The following is a 14,875-nucleotide window of genomic DNA, read 5'->3' as shown; positions in this document are numbered from 1 at the left end:
CGCCGTGGGGCGCGTCAGTAAGCGTTGGGGTTGTCGCCCATCTCTTCGGCCGTGGTCTTGCCCTTCATCACGCGGTAGACCCAGGAGGTGTAGGCGATGATGATCGGCAGGAAGATGGCCGTGGCGATCAGCATGATCCCCAGGGTCAGGTGGCTGGACGAGCTGTCCCAGACGGTCAGGCTGGAGCCCGGCTGGCTGGAGGAGGGCAGCAGGAACGGGAAGATCGCAAAGCCGACGGTCAGGATGATGCCGGTGATCGAGGCCCCCGAGGCCACGAAGGCCAGGCCGCCACGGCGGGCCCGCAGCAGTACCGCGCTGGCCAGCGCACCCACCAGCCCGAGGAGCGGGGCCAGCAGGGTCAGCGGCATGCTCTGGTAGTTGCGCAGCCAGCCACCGGCCACCGCACCGACGGCAGCGGTCTTGAGCAGCGGGTTGGTCGGGCCATCGGTGACCACCTGCGAGGTGATCTGGTAGCCCGGCAGGCCGAAGGCCACCCAGACGCCGGCCAGGGCGAACAGCACGAAGGTCAGCACCGCCGCGACGCTGCCATAGCGGGCCGAGCGCTCGGCCACCGGGCCGTCGGTCTTGAGCACCAGCATCGCCGCACCGTGCGAGACCACCATGGCCACGCTGACCAGGCCGGCCACCAGGGCGAACGGGTTGAGCAGGCCGATCAGGGTGCCGGTGTAGAAGATGCGCATGCTGTCATCGAAGTGGAACGGCACGCCGACCAGCACGTTGCCCACCGCCACGCCGGCGATCAGTGCCGGCAGCAGGCCGCCGACGAACAGCGCACGGTCCCAGTTCTCACGCCAGCGCTTGCTGGGCATCTTGCTGCGGTACTTGAAGGCGACCGGGCGCAGGATCAGCCCGAACAGCATCAGGAACACCGCCAGGTAGAAGCCGGAGAAACTGACCGCATACAGCGGCGGCCAGGCGGCGAAGATCGCACCGCCACCGAGCACCAGCCACACCTGGTTGCCTTCCCACACCGGGCCGACGGTGTTGATCACCAGCCGGCGTTCGTCATCGGTCCTGGCCACGAACGGCAACAATGTGCCGACGCCGAGGTCGAAACCGTCCATCACCGCCCAAGCGATCAGCAGGATGCCGAGCAGCAGCCACCAGATCACGCGGAGCGTGGTGTAATCGAGTCCAATGAATTCCATCTGGGTTCTCCTGCCTTACGCCCGACCGTGGGTCGGCGCAGCGGCATTGGGGGAAAGGGACGTGGCTGCAGCCTGCAGCGACGGCAGGATGTCGTCCGGGCCCTTGCGGATCGCCTTGAGCATCAGCTTCACTTCGATGATCAGCAGCACCGTGTACAGCCCGGTGAACACTGCCAGCGTGGTCAGGATTTCATGCAGGGCCAGGCCCGAGGCGGCGTAGAAGGTCGGCAGCACGCCGTCCACCGCCCACGGCTGGCGGCCGTACTCGGCCACGAACCAACCGCATTCGATCGCGATCCACGGCGCCGGCAGCGACCACAGGGCGAGCTTGAGGAACCAGCGCTTGTCCTGGAAGTTGTGGCGGCACGAGTAGTAGAACGCCAGCGCGAAGAAGGCGATCAGATAGAAGCCCAGCCCGGCCATGATCCGGAAGGTCCAGAACAGCGGGGCGACCCGCGGCACGGTGTCCATCGCGGCCTTGGAGATTTCTTCCGGGGTGGCGTTGAGGATGTCTTCGCGATAGCGCTTGAGCAGCAGGCCGTGGCCCAGATCCTGCCAATGGCGGTCGAACATCTCGCGCGCTTCAACGTCGTTCTTGTCCTTGCGCACGCGCTCCAGCGCACCGTAGGCCAGCTGACCGCCGCGGATGCGGTTTTCAGCGCGCCCCACCAGCTCCAGGATGCCCGGGATCGGCTGGTTCAGCGAACGGGTGGCGATCAGCCCCATCAGGTACGGGATCTTGATCGCGTAATCGTTCTGCTGGGTGGTCTGGTTCGGAATGCCGAAGGCGGTGAAGTCGGCCGGGGCACGCTCGGTTTCCCACATGGCTTCGATCGCGGCCAGCTTCATCTTCTGGTGTTCGCTGGCGGCATAACCGCTTTCATCGCCCAGCACCACCACCGACAGCGAGGACAGCAGGCCGAAGGCGGCCGCCACCGCGAAGGAGCGACGGGCCATGTCCTTGTGCTTGTTGCGCAGCAGGAACAGGGCGCTGATCGACATCACGAACACCGCGCCGGTCACGTAGCCGGCGCTGACCGTATGCACGAACTTGGCCTGCGCCACCGGGTTGAACAGCACGGCGGCGAAGTCCACCACCTCCATGCGCATCGTTTCCGGGTTGAAGATCGCGCCGGTCGGGTTCTGCATCCAGCCGTTGGCGATCAGGATCCACACCGCCGAGAGGTTGGTGCCCAGGGCCATCAGCCAGGTCACGGTGAGGTGCTTGACCGGGCTCAGGCGCTTCCAGCCGAAGAAGAACAGACCGATGAAGGTCGCTTCCAGGAAGAACGCCATCAGGCCTTCGATCGCCAGCGGTGCGCCGAAGATATCGCCGACGTAGTGGCTGTAGTACGACCAGTTCATGCCGAACTGGAATTCCATCACGATGCCGGTGGCGACGCCGATGGCGAAGTTGATGCCGAACAACGTGCCCCAGAACAGCGTCATCTGGCGCCAGACCTGTTTGCGGGTCATGACGTAGACGCTCTCCATGATGGCCACCATGAACGACAGGCCAAGCGTGAGGGGAACGAAAAGGAAGTGGTACATCGCGGTCAGAGCGAATTGCAGCCGCGACAGTTCTACGACTGTCTGATCAATCATGGCCTGGCTACCTCGTTGGGTTTTGCCGTTTCAGGTGGCGGGAAGGGGGGTCTACGGGGTGAATTCTGTGACCAGCAACTTCAAACAGCCTTGATTCAGATCAATGTACAAACGCACTCGCACGGGGATCGTATGCCATCCCGCCCCTGCGACCGCTGGCCGCACGGGGGCGGGGCCAGCACCTACTACAATCGACGGAACCTCCCTGTGGCCGCCAGTGACTTGTTTTGAGCATACCCCCCGACGCGTCGATTGTTGAGACAACCGCCCTGCGCCGGCAGCGCCTGCACTGGCTGGGCGGGCTGGGCGCCGCCGCGCGCGGCAAACAACGCCTGGCGGCGATCTGCATCTGCCTGTCCGGCGCGCTGCTGATCGGGCAGGCGGCCGCCATCGCGTGGCTGATCCAGGCCGTGCTGGTGGATCACCGCCCGCTGGCCGAGGCAACGCCGGTCCTGCTGGGGCTGCTGGCAGTGCTTGGCATCCGTACCCTGCTGGGCAGCGCGACCCAGGCGGCGGCCGGTGATGTTGCCGATGCCGCGCGGCTGGCCCTGCGTGAACGGGTGTACCAGCGGCTGCTCGGCCGCGGCCCGCTGTGGCTGCGCCAGCAGCGCACCGGTGAGCTGGGCGAACTGATGCTGGCCCACGCCGATGCGATTGAGAACTATTACTCCGGCTATCAGCCGGTTCGCATCGAAGTGGTGGTAGTGCCGCTGCTGATCGCGATCGCCGTGGCCTGGACCGATTGGGTGATCGCGCTGATCCTGCTGTTCACCGCGCCGCTGGTGCCGTTCTTCATGATGCTGGTCGGCTGGGGCGCTGAAGCGGCCGGGCGCGCACAGCTGGGCGAACTGGCGCGGATGAGTGGCCACTTCGCTGATCGCATCAAGGGGCTGGGCCTGCTGCGCCTGTACGGGCGGGGCGAGGCCGAGCTGGACGGTGTGGCCACCGCGGCCGAAGGCGTGCGCGAGCGCACCCTGAAAGTGCTGCGCATCGCCTTCCTGTCGTCCACCGTGCTGGAATTCTTCGCATCGGTGAGCGTGGCGATGGTCGCGCTGTACCTGGGCCTGAGCTATCTCGGCCTGATGTCGCTGCATGCACAGGTACCGACCTTGGGCGTAGGCATGTTCTGCCTGCTGCTGGCACCGGAGTTCTATGCGCCGCTGCGGCGATTGGCGGCGCACTATCACGACCGCGCCAACGCGCTGGCCGCTGCGGCCGAGGTGGAGCGCCTGCTCGGCGAACTGCCTGCCGCAGCCGTTGTCGATGGCGCATCTTCCGCCACTGCGCGCGCCCCGGAGCTGCTCGAGCAGCACGCGCCGCCGGTGGTGGTGCGCGGGGTGAGCCTACGTCCGCTCGGTGCGCACCACGATGTGGTGCAGCAGCTTTCGTTCCAGATCGAGCCCGGGCAGCGCGTCGCGCTGGTCGGCCCCAGTGGCAGCGGCAAGAGCACGCTGCTGGAAGCGCTGGCCGGGTGGCTGCCACCGCGCGAGGGCAGCATCGTCCTGCGCCCCGGGCTGGAAGTGGGCTATGCCGGGCAGCGCCCGTATCTGTTCCACGGCACCATCGCCGACAACCTGCGCCTGGCCGCACCCGGCGCGACCGATGCGCATCTGCGCGCCGTCGCCGAGGCCGCCCAGGTGATGCGCTTCGCTGCCGCCCTGCCACAGGGGCTGGATACGGTGATCGGTGAGCGCGGCTTCGGTCTGTCCGGTGGCGAAGCGCGCCGCATTGGCCTGGCGCGGCTGTTGCTGCGCGATCCGCAGCTGCTGCTGCTCGATGAGCCGACCGCCTTCCTCGATCCGGAGACCGAAGCCGATCTGCTGCGCACCCTGGCCGCGTTCGCGCGTGGACGCAGCGTGGTGATCGCCACCCATAGCGAGACCGCGATGCGCTGGGCCGATACCCGGTTGACCCTGACCGCCGGCGGCGCGCGGCTGGCCACGGAGGCGTCGCCATGAAGGCTGCACACATCGATTCGCTGAAGGGCGTGTTCGCCCGGCATCGCGGCCGCCTGCTGCTGACCGTGCTGCTGTTGTGGACGACGATGCTGGCCGGTACCGCCTTGTTGGGCCTCTCTGGTGGTTTCCTCACCGCGGCTGCCCTGGCCGGCGCGGCCGGGCTCGGCAACGGCTTCAACTTCTTCTCGCCTTCGGCAGGCATCCGCGGCCTGACCATGGCGCGGATCGTGTCGCGCTACTTCGAAAAGCTGGTTGGCCACGATGTCACCCTGCGCATCGCGCGCGATCTGCGCGTGTGGTTCTTCCGTCGCGCGCTGCCGCTGGCACCGGCGCGTTTGGCCGGTGTACGCACGGGTGAACTGCTGGCGCGGTTGATGTCGGACATCGGCGAGGTCGATGGCCTACTGGTACGCGCGATCGGCCCGCTGCTGGCGCTGGGCGGTATCTCGCTGGTGGCGGTGGTATCGGCCGGCATCATCTACCTGCCGGCGGCTGGCCTGCTGGCGCTGCTCGCACTGTTGATCGGCGTGGGCGTGCCGTGGCTGACCGTGCGTGGTGCGGCCGACCAGGAACGCGACCGCGCGCTGCACCGTGCGCAGTTGCGCACCCAATCCTTCGAAGGCCTGGAAGGCGCGGCCGACCTCGCCGCGCTGCAGGCGCGCGAGCATTGGAACCAGCGCGTGCTGGTGGCAGCCAAACAGCTGAAGTCGCGCGACAAGCGTCGCCGCTGGCGGTTGATCAGTGGCAATGCGCTGCATGGCCTGTGTGGCGCGGGGGGGCTGGTCGCGATGCTGTGGCTGGCCCTGCATGCCTTTGAGCGTGGCAGCGTGGATGCCGCGCTGGCGGCCGCACTGGTGTTCCTGACCGTGGCACTGCTGGAGTTGTGGGCCGGCATCGGGTTGTCCTGGCAATCGTGGTTGTCCGGTCGCGTCGCCGCGGTGCGGCTGGAGGCCATCGTGGATCAGGCGCCGGGCGTGGTGGAAGCCGATGCGCCGGTGGCCGTGCCATCCGTACCCGCAACGCTGCGGTTCGATCAGGTGGTGTTCCGCTGGCCTGGCCAGGCACGCGTGTTGCTGGACCAGGTGCAGCTGCAGCTCACGCCGGGCGAACGGATTGCGATCCGCGGTGACAGCGGCAGTGGCAAGACCACGTTGTCCTCGCTGCTGCTGCGGCTATGGGATCCGGAGGCCGGCAGCGTGCGTTACGGCGATGCCGATATCCGCAGTTTCGCGCAGGCGGACTGGCATCGGCAGATTGCCTGGCTGCCGCAGAACGCGCCGGTGTTTGCCGGCACCGTGGCCGACAACCTGCGGCTCGGCGATGCAGCGGCCAGCGACGCGCGCCTGTGGCAGGTGTTGGCAGAGGTAAGACTGCAGACGTGGGCCGAACAGATCGGCGGGCTCTCGGCCTGGGTGGGCGAGAACGGCGCGACCATGTCGGCCGGGCAGGCGCGGCGCCTGGCGCTGGCACGTGCGCTGCTGCGCGACGCGCCGATCCTGCTGCTGGACGAACCGACCGAAGGCCTGGACGTGGATACCGCGCATGCGTTGTTGCACGACATGGTCGCGGCGCTGGGCAACCGCAGTCTGTTGATGATCACCCACGACGAACTGCCGGCCGGCATCGTGCATCGCAGTTATCGTTTGCGGGATGGAAAGCTGACATAAGCCTTGGCTTCCTGCAGGGACGGCAGGAAGCACAGTGCCTGCGAACTGTCTGGCCAATGCAATGCGCTTGACCTAGGATCGTGATTCAACGTGAACAAGGATGTTGCACATGAATCGCAGGGTGGCATTCGTCTTTTTCCTGGGTCTCTTCAGCGGTGGCGCTTCGGCGGACACCGTCTGGAAAGGCACCAGCGTGAATTCGATCACATCGGGCACGGGCGACATTCTGGAAACCCAGGGTGGGGCGCTCAGCGTGTCCGCCGAATCGACCGGCACGGAGAACTTCGTCGGCGCCATCACCGCGATGGATGCAGCTCCTTACCGGGGCCGGGAGGTGGTTCTGGCCGGCACCATGTCGGTCAAGGATGGCGCAGGCCGTGCCGCGCTGTGGATGCGTGCGGACGGGGCCAACGGCCGTTTGGCGTTTGCAAGCTCGGCTGGCACGCCCGTGCGCGCCGGTGAGGGGCCGCAGGCGAGAGAACTCCGGCTGTACATTCCGTCCGGAACGACCAGCCTCAAGCTCGGTGCGACACTGGACAGTGCCGGGCATGTCGTTGTCGAGAAGATGACGCTGACGGCGGAGGCGGCCACGTCGGGCGGAGTGTCCGCCTATGACATGGTGGAGTACGCCCTCGCTGCCATTCGCGACAATGCGTTGAACGCCGCGAACGTCGATTGGGAAGCCGAGCAGCAGACGCGTCTGACGCCGGCACTGAAACGCCTCCCCGCACAGGAGGCCTATGGCAGCATCAGGGCGGTTCTGGATCTGCTGGCAGATCGCCATAGCTTCCTGCAACGCCCCAGGGAAGTCGCCGCCTACCGCCAGTCCGCTGTTGCATCGAGAGACATCGAGGCCAGACAGATGCAGGACATCGGCTACGTCCTGGTGCCGGGCCTGCGCGGGACCGAAGCCACTGCCGCTGAAGCGTTTACCACCGGGCTCTGTGAGCACATCGAACGATTGGCGCCGACCTCAGCCAAGGGCTGGATCGTCGATCTTCGCCAGAACACAGGCGGCAACATGTGGCCGATGCTGAGCGGGCTGCACGCGTTGCTGGGCAACGGAAACATCGGCGCATTCCGGGACCGGGAGGGCGTTGCCACCGCGTGGCGCCCACGCGCCGGCCGTGCCTGCGCAGCCGACCTTTCCAGCAGCCGCGTGGCCGTTCTCGTCGGCCCGAAGACGGCAAGCTCTGGAGAAGCGGTGGCCGTCGCCTTCCGGGCCCGCCCTGGCACCCGATTCTTCGGGCAGCCGACGGCCGGTCTCGCAACGGCCAACCGCTCCTATCCGCTGCCTGATGGTGGCGCGCTGCGGTTGACGAGGGCCGTGATGCTTGATCGCTCGGGTGAAGCCTATCTGGACGGGATAAAACCCGAGGAGCGCGTTTCAAGTGATCAGGACGCCATCGACATGGCAGCTGCGTGGCTTCGCTTGTCGCCATGAAGCAGCTCTGCGTGCACGCAATGTTCCAGGGTCATGCCCGCAGCAGCACCGCAAGCGCCGAGACGTTGGCCAGCACGCACAGGGCGAACACCCATTGGAAGGCGCTCTTGCGATGCTTGTGGCGGAACACCGACTGGCCCAGCAACGCGCCAGGCCAACCGCCCGCGAAGGCCAGCAGTTGCAGGGTGCGTTCCGGTGTGCGCCAGTTGCCCAGGCGTGCGGCACGTTTGTCATGCCCGTAGAGCGCAAAGGCGACAGCACTGGTGAGTGCGTACCATGCGGCCAGCCACTGCGGTAACAACCCAGTCACCGCCATCGCGATCAACGCGCCGATCACCGCCAGCGCCAGATAGCGGCGCGCACGCGTCACAGCCCGTGCAGGAACCCGCTGACCGCCGGGCCGAACCGGGCGAAGTCGACCAGGAACGCATCGTGGCCCTGCGGCGAATCCAGCCCGATGAACTGTGCGTCGGCACCACCGGCGCGCAGGCCATCGGCGATCTGCTGTTGCTGCTGTACCGGGAACAGGATGTCGGTGTTGGCGCCGAGCGCCAGCGCCTTGTCCACCTGGATCTTCGCCAGCCCGGCCATCACGTCGCCGTCGGCGTATTCGGCCAGGTCGAACCAGTCCATCGAGCGGCTCAGGTACAGGTAGCAGTTGGGATCGAAGAAGCGCACGAAACGGCGTGCGTGTCCCTCCAGATAGCTTTCGACCTGGAACTCCAGGCCGAACGGATCGTCATCGGCCTGATCCGAATCCAGGCGCACGCGGCCGAAGCGGCCGTCCCATTCCAGGGCGGACCGGTACGTGATCACGCCGAGCTTGCGCGCCATGCGCATGCCCGATTCCGGGTAAGCCTGGTCCGTATAGCGACCGCCATTCCACTGCGGATCGAGCCGGATCGCCTCGCGCTGCAGCGAGCGGATCGCGATGGAGAACGGCAGTGCCTGGGCGCTGCCGGAAATGTTGATATGGCTGCGCGCGATGCCCGGATGCAGCAACAGCAGCGCCAGCGCGGTCATCCCGCCCATCGAGTTGCCGATCACGCAGGCCAGTTCGGTGACGCCCAATGCGCGCACCACCTCCACCGCCGCGCGCGCGCCATCTTCGATCGACAGCTCGGGAAAGCGCAGGCCATACAGCTCGCCGGTGGCTGGGTCGATACTGGCCGGGCCGGTCGATCCCTTGCAGCTGCCCAGCGAGTTCACGCAGATCACAAACCAGCGATCCGTATCGATCGGCTTGCCCGGGCCGACCATCGCCTCCCACCAGCCGGCGGCCGGGTTGTCGGCGTTGGCCGCGGCATGCGCATCGGGGGAGAGCCCGGTGACGATCAACACCGCATTGCCGGCGTCCGCGTCGAGCGTGCCCCAGGTTTCGTAAGCCACGTGGGCATCGCGCAGCTCACCGCCGCGCTTGAACGCGAACGGCGAGGGCAGGGCGTGGTAGCGGGTGCCGGGGGGAATGAATTCAGTCATGCGTGCAGTTTAGCCGGGTGCCGCGATGGCGCCGTGGTGGTGAGCGGCACGCTGCGTCGCGGCCGCGCACCGATCATGGGCGATCAAACACCAGTGACACCGGCCCGGCATGTGGCAGGCGCACCCGTACCGGCGCGGTCTCCACGTCCTCCGGCTGGCGGTTGGCCTGGCCCGAACGCGACAGCCGCGCAATGACCTCCACCTCCTGCACCTGGGAGAGCGTGCCGGTCGGCATCGGGCTGTCGCCATCGCCGAGCGTGACCCGCAACGGCAACTGGCTGGCTGGATGTTTCTGTACGGCGATCGGCATCGGCGGGCCATCCGGCGCGCGCGCGATCACGAACACCGTGGCGTCGGCCATGGCGGGATCCGGGGTGGTTCCCGGCGCGAAACGGACCTGCACCGTGAGGGCGTGATTGCCCGCCGCCGCAGGGGCGGAGGTTTCGGTCATGGGCGGCAGCCCGGCATTGCTGCGGGCGATGGCGATCTGCTCGCGCAGCGCGCGCGCCGCGCCCGGCTCCAGGCGTGGCAGCAGGGCTTCCCAGGCGGCCGCAGCCTCGGCGTCCTGCCCGCGCTGACGCAGCGCGATGCCGATCAGCCAGCCGGCGCGTTCGCTCTCCGGCGCGAGCGCGTTGGCGTGGCGCAGCCACTGCAAGGCCTGGTCATCGAACTGTTTGCCCGGCGCTGCCTGGGCCCGTGCCTGGGCCGCTTCGACCAGCACGCCAGGGTCGTCCGGCGCGAGCCGCACGGCCCGGTCGAACGCCGCCGTGGCCTCGTCCAGCTTGCCCAGCGCCAGCTGCGAGCGGCCGAGCAGTGCCCAGCCATCGGCGCGCTGCGGGTCTTTCGCCAGTGCCTGTTGCAGCGCCTGTACGCCATCCTCCAGGGTGGCGGGCTCGTCGCTGGCCGCTGCCCGCTCGGCGGCGTCCGGCGTGCCGACCAGCAGGTACAGCGCGCCACCGGCCAGCCCAAGGGCCAGCATCGCGATCACGAAGGGGCGGCGTTGGCCGCCGGCACGCAGCGGCCACAGCACGAGTGCCGCCACGGCAGCGGCGACGACCGCGGCACTCAGGGCCATCCAGAGACTCACCAGCGCTCCTCGCTCTTGTCCATCGGTTCGATCCCGCGGCTGCGACGGCGCACCACCCAGATCAGCACGCCCGCGCCGATCAGCAGCGCCACCGGCGGGCCGAACCAGAGCAGCGCATTGCGCGCCTCCATCGGCGGCCGGTACAGCACGAACTCGCCATAGCGGTCGACCAGGAACTGCTTGATCTGCGCATCGCTGTTGCCCTGCTGCATCAGCACCAGCACTTCGCGGCGCAGGTCATGTGCGATCTGCGCATTGGAATCGGCCAGTGACTGGTTCTGGCACTGCACGCAGCGCAGCTCGGCGGCGAGTGCGTGGAAGCGGGCTTCCTCGGCGGCATCGCGGTACTGCAGCGGGGTCGGGTCGGAGACGGCCTGCGCCATCACCGGCCCAGCCACGGCCAGAGTCAGCGCGATCAGCGCGACACCGCCCAGGCAGACCAGGCGCTTACGGCGAGGCGGGCAGTGGCGGCTGGGCATTGGCATGGGCACGCTCCACCTTTTCCAGTTCCGGGATCAGCTGGGTATCGATCACGCGCTGGCTGAGCGCGCCGCTGTACTTCCAGCGCACCACGCCACTGGCGTCGACCAGGAAGGTCTCCGGCGCGGCAGTGACGCCCCAGTCGATCGCGGTACGGCCTTCGATGTCGCTGAGTACCAGCACGAACGGATTGCCCAGCTGTTCCAGCCAGCGCAGCGCATCGGCCGGCTCGTCCTTCCAGTTGTAGCCGATAACGCGCACGCGTTTGGTTTCGGCGAACCTGGTCAGGATCGGATGCTCCTCGCGGCAGGCCGCGCACCAGCTGCCCCACACGTTGAGCACGTAGGGCGCACCACGCAGCTCGGTACTGCTGACCTTGATGTGCGGGTCGTGCAGCACCGGCAGTTCGAAGGCCGGTGCCGGCTTGCCGATCAGCGCCGAGGGCAGCACATCGCGGTCCGGCGCGCCGGATTTCATCACCCCGTAGATCATCAGCCCCAGCAGCCCGAAGAAGAACAGCACCCCGATGACGATGGCCACGGGCGGCAGCGGACGGGAGGCAGGGCGGGGATCGGACACGAGAAACTCCTAGGGGCGGCGGAAACGACGGTCGGCGGCGGTGACGAAGCCACCCAGTGCCATCAGCAGCGCGCCCAGCCAGATCCAGCGGACGAACGGTTTGATGTGCACGCGCACGGCCCATGCATTGTTGCCCAGCGACTCGCCGAGTGCCACGTAAACATCGCCGTTGAGGCGGGCGTGGATGCCGGCCTCGGTCATCACCTGCCCGCCACTGGCGTACAGGCGTTTTTCCGGATGCAGCAGGGCCAGCTGGCGGTCATGCTGGAACACGCGCAGGTGGCCGCGATCGGCGACGTAGTTCGGGCCCTGCTGATGGTCCACGCCTTCGAAGCGCACTTCATAGGTACCCACCACCAGCGATTGCCCGGGAGCGAGCGCGACTTCGCGCTGCACGTTCAACGCTTCCACCAGCAGTGCGCCGGCCAGGAACACCGCCACGCCCCCATGGGCGAGCAGCATGCCGACCATCTCGGCAGTGAACCTGCCGTTGCCGCGCAGGCGGGTCCAGACGAAACGCCCGGTACCCAACGCCACCCAGGCCGCACCGGTCACGCCGGCCGCAGTCTTCAGCGCGCCCTGCGGCGCCATGAAGTACGCGATCACGCCCAGCAGCAGCGCCAGCCCCGCCCACGGTGCCAGCATCGCCAACCGCCGCGAGGCCTGGTCGCGCTGCCAGTTGACCAGCGGCCCGAACGGCAGCAGCGCCACCAGCGGCGCCATCAACACCACGAACAGGGTACCGAAGTAGGGCGGCCCGACCGAGACCTTGCCCAGGCCCAGCGCATCGGCCAGCAGCGGGTACAGTGTGCCGAGCAGCACCATGCCGCAGGCGGCGGCGAGCAGCAGGTTGTTGGCCAGCAGCAGGGTCTCGCGCGAGGTCGGCAGGAAGCCGCGGCGCGGATCGTCACTGGTCAGCGCGCCGGCCCGCAGCGCGTACAGCAGCAGCGCACCGCCGATCACCAGCGCCAGGAAGATCAGGATGAAGGTGCCGCGCGAGGGATCGGCCGCGAACGAATGCACGCTGGTCAGCACGCCCGAGCGCACCAGGAAGGTGCCGAGCAGCGACAGCGCGAACGCGGCGATCGCCAGCAGCAGCGTCCAGCTGGCGAAGCTGCCGCGTTTCTCGGTGACCGCCTGGGAATGGATCAGCGCCGCACCGGCCAGCCACGGCATGAAGCTGGCGTTCTCGACCGGATCCCAGAACCACCAGCCGCCCCAGCCCAGTTCGTAATATGCCCACCAGCTGCCAAGTGCGATGCCGATGGTCAGAAAGCCCCAGGCTACGTTGGTCCACGGCCGGGTCCAGCGCAGCCAGCGCGCGTCCACGCGGCCTTCCAGCAGCGCGGCGATCGCGAATGCGAACGGCACCGAGAAACCCACGTAGCCGATGTACAGCATCGGCGGGTGGATGATCAGCCCGGGGTCCTGCAGCAGCGGGTTGAGATCGCGCCCTTCCAGCGGCGCCGGAATCAGCCGCGCGAACGGATTGGAGGTGAAGATCAGGAAGGCGAGGAAGCCGATGCTGATGATGCCGAGCACCCCGAGCACGCGCGCGGCGACCTCGGCCGGCAGACGCTTGGACCACAGCGCGACCGCGCCGCACCACAGTGCCAGCACCAGCGCCCACAGCAGCAGCGAGCCTTCATGCGCGCCCCAGACCGCCGAGTACCGGTAGGCCAGCGGCAGCAGCGAGTTGGAATTCTCCGCCACATAGCGCACCGAGAAATCCTGGGTGACGAAGGCCGCCGTCAGCACGCCGAACGCGCCCAGCAGCAGCGCCAGCTGCGCATACGCCGCTGGTCGCGCCACCGCCATCCACGTGGTGCGGCCACGATGGGCGCCCCACAGCGGCAGCACGGTCTGCAGCACGGCCATCAACAGCGCGGTGACCAGCAGGATCTGCCCCAGTTCCGGCAGCACTCAGTACGTCTCCGGCGCCGGCACGGGCACATCGTGTTTGATATGCGCCTGGCCCATCTTGTCGGCCACTTCCTTGGGCATGTAGGTCTCGTCGTGCTTGGCCAGGACTTCCTCGGCGACGAAGCGGCCGTCCTGCAGGCGCCCCGTGGCGACCACGGCGGTGCCCTCGGCGAACAGGTCCGGCAGGATCCGCGAGGTGACCACCGGCAGGGTGGCATCGCCGTCGGTGACCACGAAGTGCGCGTCCAGCGAGCCCGGCGCGCGCTGCAGCGAGCCTTTGACCACCATGCCGCCCAAGCGGAACCGGGCGTGATCGCCGGCATCGCCGCGCAGCACTTCGGAGGGCGTGTAGAGGTAGGCGATATTGCGCTGCAGGGCCATCGCGACCAGCGCGGTCGCCAGGCCGGAGGCCAGCACCAGCAGCATCACCCAGAGCAGGCGACGACGCCGGACCGGATTCATCGGGTCAGCTCCGGCGCCAGTGGCGGTGCGCTGCCCGCCGCGGTGCGCGCCTGTTGGCGCTGCTGGCGGCGCGCGGCCAGGCGGCGCGCCCAGCGCAGGCGCAGCCAGGAGCCGATGGCATCGCTGCCCAGCACCAGCACGAACACCGCATAGGCGGCGATCACATAGGGCAGGTGGGTCATGGGCGGGTGTCCTCCAGGGGGGCACGGGGGCTGGCGGCGACCCAGGCCTTGCCCGCTTCGCGCAGCAGGTTGTCGGCGCGGGCCTTGGCCAGCAGCGAGCCGGCAAACCACAATTTGGTGCCGATCACCATCAGCCACAGCGGCAGCGCCATGCTGGCATCCAGCGTGGATTCGCCGAACAGGCGGATGGTCTGGCCCTGATGCAGGCTGCCCCACCATTCCACGGAATAGCGGATCACCGGCAACAGACTCACCCCGACGATCGCCAGCAGGCCCGCCGCGCGCGCGGCGCTGCGACGGTCCTCGATGGCGTGGTACAGGCCGATCACGCCCAGATACAGGAACAGCAGGATCAGCTCGGTGGTCATGCGCGGGTCCCAGTCCCACCAGGTACCCCAAGTCGGCTTGCCCCAGATGCTGCCGGTGAGCAGGGTGATCAGGGTGAAGCCGGCGCCGAGCGGGGCGCAGGCCATCGCCAGCACCTCGCAGGTCTTGATCCGCCAGATCAGTGCGATGGCCGCGTACAGCGCCATCAGCGCGAACACGAACAGGCTCATCCACGCGCTGGGGACATGGATGTAGAGAATGCGGAAGCTGTCCAGCTGCTTGGAGTCGGCCGGCACGACCGCCAGCGCCTGCCAGATGCCGACCAGCAGCACCGGCACCGCCGCCAGGTAGAACACCCGCGACCAGCGCGCGGCGAAGCGGTCGAAGGTGGGCGGCGAACCGAGTTGGTGGAACCAGCGGACGATCGGGTGCATGCGGCAGTGGCTATCCAACGAAGGGCGACGATGGAACGGACGTGGAGTGGCTCGGCAACGGATGACGCGGAGGCAGGTG

The 14,875-nt window shown here is 68.0% G+C and carries 14 protein-coding genes; 3 read left to right on the top strand and 11 right to left on the bottom strand.

Features of this window, described 5'->3' with window-relative positions; genetic code table 11:
• Window positions 1-14: 14 nt before the first annotated feature.
• Together cydB and ACTT2I_RS11455 are read right to left on the bottom strand one after the other, a co-directional pair.
• On the bottom strand, window positions 15-1,169 hold the full coding sequence (cydB, locus tag ACTT2I_RS11460; protein WP_421099340.1) for a cytochrome d ubiquinol oxidase subunit II: 1,155 nt from the start codon (window positions 1,167-1,169) through the stop codon (window positions 15-17).
• A 15-nt stretch (window positions 1,170-1,184) separates the two neighbouring features.
• Window positions 1,185-2,774, bottom strand: coding sequence for a cytochrome ubiquinol oxidase subunit I (locus ACTT2I_RS11455; protein ID WP_088434724.1), 1,590 nt, complete (start codon window positions 2,772-2,774; stop codon window positions 1,185-1,187).
• A gap of 227 nt (window positions 2,775-3,001) precedes the next feature.
• Between ACTT2I_RS11455 and cydD the strand changes: the two genes are divergently transcribed.
• From cydD to ACTT2I_RS11440, 3 genes are all read left to right on the top strand, one after another.
• Window positions 3,002-4,732 carry a thiol reductant ABC exporter subunit CydD gene (gene cydD, locus ACTT2I_RS11450; RefSeq protein WP_421099341.1) on the top strand — a complete coding sequence of 577 codons (1,731 nt, stop codon included), beginning with the start codon at window positions 3,002-3,004 and terminating at the stop codon, window positions 4,730-4,732.
• Window positions 4,729-6,399, top strand: coding sequence for a thiol reductant ABC exporter subunit CydC (cydC, locus tag ACTT2I_RS11445; RefSeq protein WP_421099342.1), 1,671 nt, complete (start codon window positions 4,729-4,731; stop codon window positions 6,397-6,399). Before cydD ends, cydC begins: the two co-directional genes overlap by 4 nt.
• A 109-nt stretch (window positions 6,400-6,508) precedes the next feature.
• The gene (locus tag ACTT2I_RS11440; protein ID WP_421099343.1) at window positions 6,509-7,843 is read left to right on the top strand and encodes a S41 family peptidase; all 1,335 of its coding nucleotides are present in this window, start codon (window positions 6,509-6,511) and stop codon (window positions 7,841-7,843) included.
• A gap of 31 nt (window positions 7,844-7,874) precedes the next feature.
• Here the strand turns inward: ACTT2I_RS11440 and ACTT2I_RS11435 are convergent, their stop codons facing one another.
• The 9 genes from ACTT2I_RS11435 to ccmC form a co-directional block, all read right to left on the bottom strand.
• On the bottom strand, window positions 7,875-8,159 hold the full coding sequence (locus ACTT2I_RS11435) for a DUF1294 domain-containing protein (RefSeq protein ID WP_046273308.1): 285 nt from the start codon (window positions 8,157-8,159) through the stop codon (window positions 7,875-7,877).
• A gap of 50 nt (window positions 8,160-8,209) precedes the next feature.
• A complete protein-coding gene (gene metX, locus ACTT2I_RS11430) occupies window positions 8,210-9,322 on the bottom strand; it encodes a homoserine O-acetyltransferase MetX (RefSeq protein WP_421099344.1) in 1,113 nt (370 codons plus the stop codon).
• Between the two features lie 73 nt (window positions 9,323-9,395).
• Window positions 9,396-10,412: a tetratricopeptide repeat protein gene (locus ACTT2I_RS11425; RefSeq protein ID WP_421099419.1), complete on the bottom strand. Its 1,017-nt coding sequence runs from the start codon at window positions 10,410-10,412 to the stop codon at window positions 9,396-9,398.
• A complete protein-coding gene (locus ACTT2I_RS11420) occupies window positions 10,406-10,888 on the bottom strand; it encodes a cytochrome c-type biogenesis protein (RefSeq protein WP_421099420.1) in 483 nt (160 codons plus the stop codon). The genes ACTT2I_RS11425 and ACTT2I_RS11420 overlap by 7 nt, the downstream gene beginning before the upstream one ends.
• Window positions 10,857-11,468 (bottom strand): DsbE family thiol:disulfide interchange protein, encoded by a 612-nt coding sequence (locus ACTT2I_RS11415; protein ID WP_421099345.1) that lies wholly within the window; start codon window positions 11,466-11,468, stop codon window positions 10,857-10,859. The genes ACTT2I_RS11420 and ACTT2I_RS11415 overlap by 32 nt, the downstream gene beginning before the upstream one ends.
• A gap of 9 nt (window positions 11,469-11,477) precedes the next feature.
• The gene (locus tag ACTT2I_RS11410; protein WP_421099346.1) at window positions 11,478-13,391 is read right to left on the bottom strand and encodes a heme lyase CcmF/NrfE family subunit; all 1,914 of its coding nucleotides are present in this window, start codon (window positions 13,389-13,391) and stop codon (window positions 11,478-11,480) included.
• Complete coding sequence (gene ccmE / locus ACTT2I_RS11405) at window positions 13,392-13,853, bottom strand: cytochrome c maturation protein CcmE (RefSeq protein WP_088434715.1); 462 nt, start codon at window positions 13,851-13,853, stop codon at window positions 13,392-13,394. It abuts the gene before it with no gap.
• Window positions 13,850-14,035 (bottom strand): heme exporter protein CcmD, encoded by a 186-nt coding sequence (gene ccmD, locus ACTT2I_RS11400; RefSeq protein WP_019182865.1) that lies wholly within the window; start codon window positions 14,033-14,035, stop codon window positions 13,850-13,852. Before ccmD ends, ccmE begins: the two co-directional genes overlap by 4 nt.
• On the bottom strand, window positions 14,032-14,796 hold the full coding sequence (gene ccmC / locus ACTT2I_RS11395; RefSeq protein WP_421099347.1) for a heme ABC transporter permease CcmC: 765 nt from the start codon (window positions 14,794-14,796) through the stop codon (window positions 14,032-14,034). Before ccmC ends, ccmD begins: the two co-directional genes overlap by 4 nt.
• Window positions 14,797-14,875: the final 79 nt, after the last annotated feature.

Source organism: Stenotrophomonas sp. PUT21 (assembly GCF_052232875.1).
In the GTDB taxonomy this organism is placed as follows: domain Bacteria; phylum Pseudomonadota; class Gammaproteobacteria; order Xanthomonadales; family Xanthomonadaceae; genus Stenotrophomonas; species Stenotrophomonas maltophilia_N.
Note: the sequence above shows the minus strand (reverse complement) of the source record. Positions and strands in the feature narration are given on the sequence as shown.

Excerpts from the sequence above, each read along its gene's own strand:
- ACTT2I_RS11420 (WP_421099420.1), bottom strand. The coding sequence starts at position 10,888 with ATGCCCAGCCGCCACTGCCCGCCTCGCCGTAAGCGCCTGGTCTGCCTG.
- metX (WP_421099344.1), bottom strand. The coding sequence starts at position 9,322 with ATGACTGAATTCATTCCCCCCGGCACCCGCTACCACGCCCTGCCCTCG.
- ACTT2I_RS11435 (WP_046273308.1), bottom strand. The coding sequence starts at position 8,159 with ATGGCGGTGACTGGGTTGTTACCGCAGTGGCTGGCCGCATGGTACGCA.
- cydC (WP_421099342.1), top strand. The coding sequence starts at position 4,729 with ATGAAGGCTGCACACATCGATTCGCTGAAGGGCGTGTTCGCCCGGCAT.
- ccmD (WP_019182865.1), bottom strand. The coding sequence starts at position 14,035 with ATGACCCACCTGCCCTATGTGATCGCCGCCTATGCGGTGTTCGTGCTG.
- ACTT2I_RS11455 (WP_088434724.1), bottom strand. The coding sequence starts at position 2,774 with ATGATTGATCAGACAGTCGTAGAACTGTCGCGGCTGCAATTCGCTCTG.
- ccmE (WP_088434715.1), bottom strand. The coding sequence starts at position 13,853 with ATGAATCCGGTCCGGCGTCGTCGCCTGCTCTGGGTGATGCTGCTGGTG.
- ccmC (WP_421099347.1), bottom strand. The coding sequence starts at position 14,796 with ATGCACCCGATCGTCCGCTGGTTCCACCAACTCGGTTCGCCGCCCACC.
- ACTT2I_RS11440 (WP_421099343.1), top strand. The coding sequence starts at position 6,509 with ATGAATCGCAGGGTGGCATTCGTCTTTTTCCTGGGTCTCTTCAGCGGT.
- cydB (WP_421099340.1), bottom strand. The coding sequence starts at position 1,169 with ATGGAATTCATTGGACTCGATTACACCACGCTCCGCGTGATCTGGTGG.